Below are 12,765 nucleotides of genomic sequence, written 5' to 3'. Positions count from 1 at the left end.
CACTACAAAATAAACGGGAGGTGTTTTTATTGGAACATTTAATTAGTCTTCACGATTTATCAACCGAGGATTTTGAATCCATTCTCAAACTTGCAGAAAAGCTGAAAAGGCAGCAAAAGGAAGGTGTACCGCATCACCTGCTCAAGGGCAAAACACTTGGTATGATTTTTACTAAGTCATCCACAAGGACTCGTGTATCCTTTGAAGTTGGAATGTATCAACTTGGAGGTTATCCTCTTTTTCTCAGTTCAAATGACATACAGTTAGGCCGTGGCGAAACCATTTACGATACCGCCCAGGTTCTTTCAAGATATATCGACGGAATAATGATCCGGACCTTTGCCCACAGTGATGTAGAGGATCTCGCTCGATACGGAAATGTGCCTGTCATTAACGGTCTTACGGACTTAATGCACCCATGTCAGATTCTTGCGGATCTTTTCACGATCTATGAACATAAGGGAACTTTAAAAGGGCTCAAGCTTGCATATATTGGAGATGGAAACAATATTGCCCACTCACTCCTCCACGGTTGTGCAAAGGTTGGCATGGACATAGCAGTTGCTTCACCAAAGGGCTATCAGTGTGACAGCCAGATAATATCGGAAGCTCAGGAAGACGCGAAAGCCTCTGGTTCAAATATTTTATTGACTGAAGACCCGGAAGAGGCAATTAAGGATGCCGATGTAGTCTACACCGACACTTGGGTAAGTATGGGACAGGAAGATGAGAAGGAAGAAAGAATTAAGCTGTTTATGCCTTATCAGATAAACAGCAATCTGTTCTCAAAGGCTCAGGAAGATGCGATATTCCTGCATTGTTTGCCTGCCTACAGGGGCTATGAGGTGACCGAAGATGTAATCGATGGATCCCAATCGGTTATTTTCGACGAGGCTGAAAACAGATTGCATGTCCAAAAGGCAATAATGGCATTGCTTATGGGGAATAGATAGTCGGTGATTAATATGAACTATTCATTTGTTATTAGAAAGGCTAATTTGGATGATGCCGAAGCAATTCAAAACATCACTAAAGAAGCCTTTAAGAAATATATGAAGGACACAGGGCTTACCGGTACCATGGAAGCCCTGGAAGAGTCTTTAGAAGATATAAAAAGGGATATAGAATCTAAGGAAGTTTTTATTGCAATTATTGATAATATTCCAGTAGGAACAATTAGAGTTCATATCCTTCCGGACAATACAGCTTACATAAGTAGATTCGGGGTACGTCTTGAATATCATAATATTGGTATCGGAAAGTCCATGATGAATCTTGTTGACAAGCTCCTCATAGCCAAAGGCATAAAAAAGGTTCGTCTGCATACTGCATCAAAGTATTCGGAACTTATGCAGTTTTATTACGGCAGAGGGTTTTATGTAGATTCGACCACCAATGAAAGGGGTTATATAAGGGCCCTATTGGTAAAGGATTATTAGTGATTTTGTTTTGCGGGATGGTTTAAATAAAGCCGTTTTAGTGTAGATTGATTTGATTTTTGATGAATATAAAAAATGGTATGAGAATCCAAAATAGTTCTCATACCATTTGTCTTGTAACTAACCTGACTCCTAATAATCATTTCCAATTACTAGGAATGTCTTTATAGTTAGACAAGTTTGTACAACCTGAAAAACAAGAACCAAAATCTATCACATTTGTACGCAACCACAAAGCTGGTGCTAAGCCCATTAAGTTTTTACACTTATAAAAACACCCATAGAAGTTAGTGACCTCAACATTGTTATCAAACAGCCCTTCTGGAATTTCCATTAAGTTCGTACAATCCTTAAAGCACTCTCTAAAATTAGTTACATTAACATTATTCGCAAATAGTATCTCAGGAATTTCTGTTAGGCTGCTGCATCCATTAAAACAACTTGCAAAGCTAGTTGCATTAATATTATGTGTAAACAGTCCTTCCGGTATTTCTGTTAAGCTACTACATCCACTAAAACAACCACCAAATCCTGTTGCATTAATATTATTTGCAAATAGTCCTTTCGGTATCTCTATTAAACCACTACAACCTCTAAAAGAATCTGCAAAGTTATTTACATTAGTGTTATATACAAACAGTCCTTCAGGTATTTCTGTTAAACTGCTACAACCTCCAAAACAATCTCCCAAGTCTGTTGCATTAATATTATTTGCAAATAGTCCTTCAGGTATTTCTATTAAGCTGTTGCATCCAGCAAAGCAACCAGCAAAATCTGTCGCATCAATATTGTTCATAAATAGTCCTTCGGGTATTTCTGTTAAACTGCTGCATTCAGCAAAACAACCTCTAAAGCTAATGGCATTAATATTACTTGCAAACAAATCTTCAGGAATTTCTGTTAAACTAACGCAATTATTAAAGCACCAATAAAAGTCTGTTGCATTTACATTGTTTGAAAAAAGTCCTTCGGGAACTTTAGTTAAGTTACTACAACCGCCAAACCAAGAGCTAAAGTCAGTCACTCCCATGTCAGGAAAAGGCGTAAGCACTTCAATCACATTTCTATCATATGTAAAACAAAGGGGCGGTATATAATCAAATGAGAGTACTTTTATTGTATATATACCTGCTTTTTCACATATATGCCTTCCCGTTAAAAAATCAGTTACTTCGCTTAGTGTACCATCGCCCCAGTCAACAACAAAATTAAAATCTTCTGATGAATATCCAATGGGAAATATATACATTTGATTATCCATAGTTGTTTTAATCTTGAATGCAAATACTTCTTCATTGGTTCCTGTAGGAGTTGGTGTTACCTCCACTGTGGGAGTTGGTTCTATTGTCGGATCTATATCCTCAACTGGGAACCTGCTTATTTGCTTGGGTAAGTACCTTTTTAGCAACATATAATCTGTTGAGTTTACTTTGCCATCACCATTTAAGTCAGCAGCAACAGTATCATCAATAGTTAATTGTTTGAGCAGTACTCTCTTCATCATCGTTAAGTCTGTTGAGCTAACTGAACCATCTCCGTTTAAGTCACCGTATAATGTAGCAGCATCGGCAGACATCATGCTAATAAAAACAGTTGTTGCAATCATTACTAGTAGTAATAGTAATCCTTTTTTCTCATTGTACTTCCTCCCCTTTTCATTTTTATTTTGAGTGTATCACTCAAACCTTAATTGCTATTGAGTCATCTTCTGAAAAAGCAAATAACACAAAAAAACAGTTTTATACTGTTTATAATAAAACGCTTGCACAAAGATACATCTTCTACGTTTTTGCAACAGAATTAAGTTTATTACCATATTTAGTTTTAGTACAATTTAATGCTGGACATGCGAATTGATAAAATGCCCCAATTTAATCTAATACACAAATAAATATATTTTCCATCTATAGTGATTATAGTTACTTTTGGTACACTTGATATATCGTTGTAAATAGTACCATACCAACAACAAGTGTCAATACGTTCTTTGAACAAAAAGTATGATAATCCATTACAAAGGCACTTTCTCAGTTTCTTCAAGTACTCTTTCTTTTTCATTTCTATATTTTGCACCTATTTGCCATGTTGTCATAAATAATTATTACAGTATTGCAAATCTCGGTGTATCGAGCTTCTTAGAGCAGAATTTGAACCAAAATTAGCATATTAAGAGATGATATAATGAAAGAAAGGTTAGAAAAGACTCTATCCAAAGACACACAAAAACACAGTGCAGCAAATGCGGTACCTCAAGAAATATTCGACTGAGCTACTAAAATAAAAAAAGGGATTATATGATATGACTAATTTGAAAGCATAATTACCGATATTTCCGGCTGATTGAATACCCTAATTCCAAAATCACCATTGCCCAATCCTCTATTTACAATTAATGTTTTGCCATTAATTTGATATTCGCCTCGATCATATTTAGGGAAAAACTCTCTTTCAGGAGAAAGCAAGCCGCCAACAAAAGGTATTCTTATCATGCCTCCATGAATATGTCCAGACAGGGTCAAATCTACTCCCCAATCGGAATAGGTATCAGCATAGAGTGGATTATGAGTCAGCAAGATGTTATATGCATCAGTATCCAAACTGCCTAAAATAGTTTGAATTTGATCTGTTCCAAAAAATACGTCCTTTGTATATTCATTACTCAAATCTTTATAATATCTTAGATTAAACCATAATCCGTATAAGTTAATACTATCCTGACCTCTAGATATTGCAACTTTTTCATTATCAAGTACCTTAATCCCAACCTCATTAAGTTTACCAATTAATATTTTCTTCTTATTGTCATTTAAATTCTGCTCATGATTACCGACAATATAATATACATCAAAGCGTTTGCTTATCTGTTCGGCAAAACTAATAAAGACTTCAAAATCCGTATCTTTTGCATTAACCATATCTCCCGTCATAACAACAATATCAGGATTTTCGCTGATAATTTTCTTTACAAGTCTATTATTGTTATCTCCGAAGCTCTTACTGTGCAAATCCGATAATTGCAGTATTTTAAAACCTTTAAATGATGTTGGGATTTCATTTGATGATACCGTATATTGGGATACTTCTATAAAGTTATTACCATAGTATACCCTTACTGCAGCAATTATGATCAACAAAAGCACGACAATTAGAATCTTTTTTCTCTTAATCTTCATTCTTATCCACCTAAATATTCTCCATATGTTTATCAAAATGCAAGTGTAAATTCATAATATCTACACTATTAAGGTTATTATATCAAATTTCCGTTTATTTGAGATATTATCATATTCCATAGTGAATTAGATACTTGTTTGCTTTTATTGCCTCAGCTATTTTTTCAAGAAGAAGCTCAAGATCTCTTGCTTTGAACTGCTTATTTGCCTTTATAATAATATCTATAAATTGTTCAAGGGACTCTGGCGGAATAAGTGTTACCCCACAATAATCCAATCCATTTCCTGGCTGGGTCGAACCTATAAAATAGGTATTCATATTAATAAAATCGATCCTATACTCTATAATTATTTGCTCTAATAAATCATCATCAATAGAAATACAATTGTATTTTTCAGGCTCATAATTACTATACCACTTGCCCTCTTCAAAAAAATCTATTATTCCAAAATCATGCTTTGCCAAACTATCCTCCCCCAATAATATCTAATAAATCCTCCCGAAAAATATCATATTAAGCCTTTAAAAGCAAGAACCAGCATCAAAATTAGACAGTAAATACCTTTAGATATATTTGATATATCAAATTTACCTTAATCCACATTTTATGAATGGTATTCATATGTTTGTTTTATTAACCTCACTGCCTCATCCACCTGCGAATTATCACCAACAATTATTTCCACCCATTCTTTTCCGTTGTAGTTGTGTTTAGGAAGTCTATTGATTGGAAGAATTGAAGATGACAACCTAAGCCCATCAGTTCTTATGTGTATTCTAATTTTCTGCTCTCTTACCAATAAAGTGATTAAGCAAAAATTCACTTTATTCTTAAACCGATAATCGGGAGTATTTGTAGCAAAATGTTCTGCACAAAACTGTCCGCATTTCTTTATAAGCGTAAGTAGCAGTAGTCTATTAGCTTGGTTTAGTTGCACATATTTTGCTTGAAATTTTTCTGCTGCAAATGATGTTAGATTATTAACTTGGAATTCACTTGAACTCCCAGCAATAGTACGGGTATTGCTTAAAATGAGACTAGGCTTAGAACTATTGCAATTCATACTATTGAAGCAATAATTTTGAAATTATCTAATGGTTAGGTGTCTAATCCATACACACAAGAAGTCCTTAGCTATTGTTTTTCAGGTACTCAATATACTCTTCCAAGCAGAATCCCTTTGATTTGATAACTTCTGCATGTTCTTTTCCAACATATCTGAAATGCCATGGTTCATATATAACCTTTGTTATCGATTGCTTGCCTTCAGGGTACCTTAAAATAAACCCATATTTATGGGCATTGTCTGCCAACCATTTGAAGGCCTTCGTGTTTTCAAACTCAACATTCGCATAATTAAAATCTACAGCCAAACCAACCTCGTGCTCGCTTGTCCCGGGTCTGGAAACAGAAGTGCTTGCCAATTTTTCAGCTTCTTCTTTTGACATCCCTGAATTCATATACTGTTTGATCTTATTATTATACAATCTCTCTTGGCTGCTTCTGTCTCTATATGCCGACTGAGCCCATATGGTAGCTCCTCCGGTTTCACGTCTGCAATCCTCAATAAGCATTTTAAGGTCATCTATGGCTCTTGAATCAAATTCTCGAAATTCATCTAAGCTTGACAGTTCAAAGGTATAATCATCGGGAACCGGATTATCCTCATTTATCAACATTATACGCCAATCATCAATGCTTTTTTCTTTTATGTTCTCCCTTTCCTCTTCGTTGTCAACCTCTGCTTCTTTTCCCATGTCATTAGTATTCATGTCTTTGGTGCCAGTATTGTCTTCAATAACGCCCTCGGAATTCCCGCTGTAAAACGAATCCTCTATGCTTATAGCATAAGAGTTGGCAGGTTTTTGCTCATTTTTGCCTCTTCCGTTATTCTGAAAAAAAACAACACTGCATCCAACAATTAACACGAGGATTATAAACGTCCTAATGCGAGCATATCTCAATCTTCTTTTTCTTCTTGATAAACTTTCTCTTTTGTACATTTTTCCCACCCTAAACGCTTTATTAAAATGTATTAGATAATTATAGTCATCTCTAATCCATATAATACAGTATTTTATCACTTATTTGTCGTTTTGGGAAGAAAAGTTTTATTTATTTTATAAAATACTGTAGAAAACCCCCGGGCATACCCTAAAACCAGGTATACACGGGGGTTCATATGTCTTTTACGGCATTCTATTTCACTTTATAAACCGTTTCATCTGAGAAGGCAAGTCTTTGACGAGAGATAGGATCAATTACCTCTATCTTTCCAACAGCCTCATAGCTTCCGCCATCAAGATTTTTTAAGGATATGTTTAACCTGATTTTCTCACTCGGCTTTGTAATTACCGTATCCTCTATAATAACCTTTAGGTACAAAACACCTTTGTTATCTACCAAGTACTTGTAATTGTAGCCTTCCAGTGGAGGCGTATTTCCATCGGTTTTAAGCTGAATGCTGTTTACAACCGTTTCCGGATCAATAAAGCCTCCATCCTTTTTGATCTTTATGTTAAGCTCATAATCCTCGGTCCTAAGGTCATTATCCGGTTCTTCCGGTGCATTAATCGTCACATCAAACGAAGCTTCGCCTCCATTGTTCTGTCGTCCTGAGAATATCGGCTTCTCAACCCTTACGTTATTGAGTCTATATAATGTTTCTACCATATCACGGGTATACTTCACACCGGATTCACTTGCCTTCACTGTAAAGTCATAACAGCGAAGGTCCGATTTCTTGATGTTAAATTTATAGGTCACAACTTCTGTCTGATTGGGTTCAAGCTGAATTTTCTTCGGATAACCGTTTTCATCTACAGCCTTAATCCATGAATGAGCTTCTTTATAATTCTTAAAATCGCTAGTAGGAGCCAGATTCCAGAGTTTAGGATCATATTCATAAGTAACATCGTAAACCTGGGTTTTTGCTCCATTGTTTGTAAATGTAGCTTCTACTGAGAACTCGCTGCCTCCATCCCACTGATTAACAGTTGTTTCATCAAAGCTGACATCTATCTTTGACATCCATCCAAAAAGATTGTAGCAGAATTTATAGTCCTCAACGGCTTTTCCACCCCCGCGGTCCACAAACTTTGATATACCGCATCCAATATCGCTTGTGCTTATTACAATTCTACCTGCAGGCGCATCATCGTTCTCGATATTTCTCACTGCAAGGTTTGGAAGTATCTCTCCGGTGTCCGTATTCTCAATATTGAGGATTACAATGTCATCCGATTGCAGTCCCGCTAAATATCTGTTATCATCGTTAAGCCATTCTTCACCGTCACCCAGCATTGATATTTCACTGTTTTTATTGTATATACCAGGTGCAAATACACGGGATGTTTTATCAGGATTAATTCTATAAATATTATCAAACAGCGCGTGCATTTTTCCTTTGCTATCTAGCACTGGAATCTGAGGATATTTACGGTTATGTCCCGGATTTAGCGATACAAACTCAACTTCTTCCGTAAATCCGTCCCCAGACTCAATTTCAAGACCCCTGCAGTTTTCCCACCACAGTTGGCCGCCTGCATTCAGGAATGCCTTAACCTTATCCTGAACATCTTTTGAATAGGTTATTTCTCCATGGGATGTCTGGAACAAAATGTCATAGTCCTTCGCAATTTTCTCCGGTGTCAAATTCGGATCATCCAGGGAAACCTCCCAATATTTAAAGAACTTAGACTTGTTTATATTCTCGGTATAACCCACTGTACCAAGATAGGTTATATCGGCTTCAAGGTCGGTTTGAGCCTCAGCCACACTCTTGAGGTCTTTAAAATATGAAGAGAAATCGCTGTAACTGCTATTATTAATCCCCGGCACCTTGGATGAGTTAAGGTGCATTATATCTTTGTATTCACTCTTGTTAAATGCAGGTGGATGAGGATTTACCAACACCCAATCCATAGGCTTGTTTATGTTTCTGTTCAAAAGCTCCATAATAGTAAAGTCCGGATTGGAGTCATTAACCGCTATGTTATTTATCGAATCCCACGCCGGTGCCGGCAACACAAGAATCCCCACATTTACATTTCTCTTCCTAGCTGTTATTCTTGGTACCGGCAGTTTTTCACCTTCATTTGGCTTTTCAAAATTGTTTTCATATAGATTTAAGGCATTGTATATAAACGCTGCTGCTTCTCCTCTTGTTACCGGATTTTTCGGATTCAGGTTTCCGAACTGGTCGCCCTTCATCAACCCCTTTTCCAGAGCCAATTCCACAAAATACCTGAAGGAGTCGGTAACCTTATCGGCATCCTTTTCCTTATATCGGTTCAACATTGCTGACGGCTCAAGATAAGGATCCAGTACAAATACCTTGCCATCCTCATTATAGTCAAGACGCCTTGCTCCTATAATGGCCATGGCAAATTCTTCACGTCTTACCTTCTTGCTCTCCTCGTACTGTTTTGCACTGTACGGCACACGGGTATTGACATCATATCTTAGCATTTTTTCTTTAAAGAAATAATTATAATAGGCACTCATATAGGGATAAGCCCAATAATCCGGAGATACATCCGACAGGTTTCTGTACTTCTCGGGGCTGAATTTACTGTCCTTTTCCGAGATAGATACTTTCATTACATTGAACATCATATACGCAACATGCTCGCCAATTATATGGTCCTGAGGCTTAAATACATCATTACCTTTACCGAATATAACTCCTTGGCTTGCAAGCTCCATCACAGGGATATAAAACCAATCTTTGATCTTTACATCCGAAAAAGCTTTGGAATATGTTATCTTGTTAATTTCCAGACCCGCCAGGGATACAATACCCTGTCTGGATTTACACTCAATATTGAGCTTTCCGTCGTCCAGAACCTTCGTAATATATGGTCCCTTTTTCTCCCAATTAAGTCCTGACTCCTCGGTATCGATGGTATCCACCAGCGTACCGTTTATATAGAGATCGAATATCTGTCTGTTTTTCTCACGAAACTCTACAGGATGAATATAAACTTCGTACACATTGTTTTTATCCAACGATGCAACAAGATTTACATTGTATCCTCTTGCACTTGTCTTAGCAAGCTTTAGAAGGTTTCCATCGGATATATCTTCCGATTCTGCTACCGGTTCAAATACAAACCAATCAACTTTAGATATTAAAGTGCCGTTTTTATCATCGGTCAAATATAATTCATGCATTCCTGCAACAGATTGGATAACGCGTCCTTCCACCTCTCCTGTACCACTAGCCCCATCAACCGTTGCTATGGCAGTCCCTGTGGGGCTATCAAGTCTTACGCTTATTGTTCCGTTGATGCTGCTCGAAAGATGTACCTTAAACTTTGTCGGAATGCTTTCCTCACCAAAATCGATGAGCTTGTATTGATAAGCTCCTCCATCTACACCATCACGGTTTTTCGCCATTATCGGCTCATACGGGCTCTTCGTAAACCTAAACCAGTTGACATTAAAAAGGCCGTCCCTTTCACCCACGAAGCCCATATACAAAGTATGTACGCCCTCAATACTTTTGGTTAGTTCACAGTACACTTCTTCATAGTTTTCCCATCCGCCAGTGTTCTCCACAAGGCATCGTCCAACCACTTCTCCTGAGGTCGAGTCAATGCGAAGTTCAATATACCCTCCTTCGGTATCACTTGAAACTCGAGCTATAAACCCCTTTGTTCCCTTTGGAAAATATACATTCTCGTAAGCTGTATAGTCGCCATTGGCTATGTACGCCAGATTTTCTGTGCCTCCCACATCTGGGCAGTCTTCAATTACCAATCCATGGTTCTCACTGTAATCCTCCGCCTGAATAATCGAAAGGGCGTTGACTGTTCCGGTAGGATACACTGAATCAGAAGGCCCCTTGACTTCCACTTTCAGGTTGCTATGGGCTGACTGCTTCTTGAAACTTGTACCGCCATAGGTGATGTCTTCATCGCCTCCAAGGTTCACCGCCATAACTGGGGCCGAAGCTCTGGTGCAGTATGATTTCACGGTCTCCCCCGCAAATGAAGTCACCGCAAAACTGCTAACGATAAAGCCCAAGACCAGTACCAAAGCAATTATTTTTTGTGGTTTTCCCCTTTTCATTTTGATTTCTCCCCCTTGTCTTTGATTGTAATAGATGATTTGCTTTGAAATAGCTTTATTATGTTATGTACTTAATTAATGCTGCCTCTTCATTTTACCAAACAATCTCAGTTTTTTAAAGCATTATATCAATCATGACACAGCAAACACCGAAAATACCGTTGATTTAAGCAAAAAAGAAAGGACACCGCCTTTTATAAAACGGTTGTCCTTTCCTCCCAGTTCAAAAACCCAATTGGACTTTTATCCGAAAACACTGTACATATTAATAGAAGATATATACAATCTGAGCTTCTCCATCCCATTCAACCACAGCATCCATATTTTCGGATACAAATCTCAATGGAACCATTGTACGTCCTTCAATAACCATTGCAGGTGTATCAAGCATTACTAGTTCGCCGTTAACGTATGCTTCCTGAGAACCCAGTGTAAGCTGAATTTCCTTGTCCTCCTTAACAACGAGAACCTGCTTTGTTTCATTGTTATAGGATATTTCTGCACCCATTTCATCAGATATAGTTCTTATTGGAACCAGCACTCTTCCATTGATGTTTTCAGGCTTTACGTCAGGAAAAGCAACTACATTTCCGTTCATGATAACATTAATTCCATCCGATAAAATAGGAGCTTCATATGCAGGGTATTCTTCTTTAGCGATACCTGGTATAAAACCAATACTTGAGGATCCATCCAATATCTGGTTAAAGATATCAAATGAATTTTCTTCGGTTAATTTCGGCAACTCTATAGATACTTCTTTGTTTACGTTGTAAATAGAGCTTTCAGCGTCGATTGTAAAACTGATTACGCCATTTTTATCTTCTTCATCATAAAACTCGCCTATTACTTCTGCAAGATCTGCTACTTTTATCTCCACGTCAATAGATGACTTCGTTCCGACAACATAACCGTCATTATTTATATAGTATTTTACTACCAGACCGTTGTCGCCAAAGAATTTAACATCTTTTATTGACTCATATACTTGAGTTACTTTTTCTCTATATGTAGGAAGCTCGGCTGCAAAATCATCCAGACCTTTCTCTATTTCAGCCAATGCCTCTTGTTTTTCATCTTCAGGCAAATCAATTATATTTAGAGTCGCTTCCATATACTTTTTACCGAACTCCATTGTTTCTTCCTGCAATATGACATCATTTATAAAGGCATATAACAGTTTTTTAGCAGAAGCATCATCCAATTTCAATTCGTACTCTGTAACATTTTCACCCTTTTCAGTAACAGCCGAACCTTTTTTAGTTACTGCTACCATGCCGGGATCAAAGTCTTTAGCAGTTGTTTTGATAAAATCCAATATCATGTCTCGTAATTCAGCACTATCTTTTGTAATATCCTTTAGGTCAAAGGGCATATCGGCATCTTGCTCACCCAAGGCAGCACCGTAATCGATAGTAATATATTTTTTACTTCCCAGGCTGAAAAGTGTAAAAATCGGCTGAGTAATTGCAGGTGGAAGCTCAATGATCTGTATCATCTGAGGCTTTTCACCGGTTAAATCCATATCCATCCAGTAGCCATATTCAACCCCTAGCCCCTTCATATCCATGTTGCCATCCATTGCAATCTTTGCTTTTGTCTGTTCCTCATTAGCTGAATACTTTATATTGGATTCAAGATTAAATCCATCAATATATGCGGCCAACAAATCCAGCGTCTTTTTTGTGTCTTCAGAAAACCCTTTACCGTTAAAACTCAGCTGAACCTTTGAATTACCTTCATAAGATGTAATTTTTGCTGACTTCGACATAGCCTCAATCAACGAAATTTCATCACTGGCACACGCCACCACAGATACTGCCAAAAGTGCAACAACCAATAACAGTGATATCTTTCTTGTAATTCTTCCCATTCATTACTACCTCCTGTTTGTATTTTGTCCTGCTGGTATTTAATACTTGTCACTTGGACAAATATGAAAATACATAAATTATTATAGCATAAATTCCAAAAATGTGTTATTGCAAATTTATTGCTTATTGTTCATATTATTCAATTATCTATTTATTAATCCTTTTATTTCAGCTAGCATACTAATTGCATTTCCAACTTGAC

General features: G+C 37.1%; 9 protein-coding genes. 2 read left to right on the top strand and 7 right to left on the bottom strand.

Translation table 11 applies throughout. From position 1 onward, the window contains the following. Positions 1-29 precede the first annotated feature (29 nt). Positions 30-953, top strand: a complete 924-nt coding sequence (gene argF, locus EFD62_RS09805) for an ornithine carbamoyltransferase (RefSeq protein WP_128706048.1) — start codon at positions 30-32, stop codon at positions 951-953. Between the two features lie 12 nt (positions 954-965). Next, on the top strand, positions 966-1,439 hold the full coding sequence (locus EFD62_RS09800) for a GNAT family N-acetyltransferase (RefSeq protein ID WP_128706047.1): 474 nt from the start codon (positions 966-968) through the stop codon (positions 1,437-1,439). 139 nt (positions 1,440-1,578) lie between these two features. Here the strand turns inward: EFD62_RS09800 and EFD62_RS09795 are convergent, their stop codons facing one another. From EFD62_RS09795 to EFD62_RS09765, 7 genes are all read right to left on the bottom strand, one after another. Continuing rightward, positions 1,579-3,024 (bottom strand): dockerin type I domain-containing protein, encoded by a 1,446-nt coding sequence (locus EFD62_RS09795; RefSeq protein ID WP_456236579.1) that lies wholly within the window; start codon positions 3,022-3,024, stop codon positions 1,579-1,581. A gap of 718 nt (positions 3,025-3,742) precedes the next feature. Then, a complete protein-coding gene (locus EFD62_RS09790; RefSeq protein ID WP_128706045.1) occupies positions 3,743-4,612 on the bottom strand; it encodes a metallophosphoesterase in 870 nt (289 codons plus the stop codon). A 109-nt stretch (positions 4,613-4,721) separates the two neighbouring features. Further along, positions 4,722-5,078 carry a hypothetical protein gene (locus EFD62_RS09785; RefSeq protein WP_069194909.1) on the bottom strand — a complete coding sequence of 119 codons (357 nt, stop codon included), beginning with the start codon at positions 5,076-5,078 and terminating at the stop codon, positions 4,722-4,724. 140 nt (positions 5,079-5,218) lie between these two features. After that, entirely contained in the window at positions 5,219-5,551 is a 333-nt protein-coding gene (locus EFD62_RS09780) for a hypothetical protein (RefSeq protein WP_128706044.1), read from the bottom strand. Between the two features lie 193 nt (positions 5,552-5,744). Beyond that, on the bottom strand, positions 5,745-6,617 hold the full coding sequence (locus EFD62_RS09775; protein ID WP_128706043.1) for a M15 family metallopeptidase: 873 nt from the start codon (positions 6,615-6,617) through the stop codon (positions 5,745-5,747). A gap of 196 nt (positions 6,618-6,813) precedes the next feature. Further along, on the bottom strand, positions 6,814-10,689 hold the full coding sequence (locus EFD62_RS09770; protein ID WP_069194912.1) for a carbohydrate-binding protein: 3,876 nt from the start codon (positions 10,687-10,689) through the stop codon (positions 6,814-6,816). A 265-nt stretch (positions 10,690-10,954) separates the two neighbouring features. Next, entirely contained in the window at positions 10,955-12,562 is a 1,608-nt protein-coding gene (locus tag EFD62_RS09765; RefSeq protein ID WP_128706042.1) for a copper amine oxidase N-terminal domain-containing protein, read from the bottom strand. Between the last annotated feature and the right edge of the window lie 203 nt (positions 12,563-12,765).

The organism is Acetivibrio mesophilus (assembly GCF_004102745.1).
In the GTDB taxonomy this organism is placed as follows: domain Bacteria; phylum Bacillota; class Clostridia; order Acetivibrionales; family Acetivibrionaceae; genus Hungateiclostridium; species Hungateiclostridium mesophilum.
This window is presented reverse-complemented; position numbering and strand designations above follow the sequence as displayed.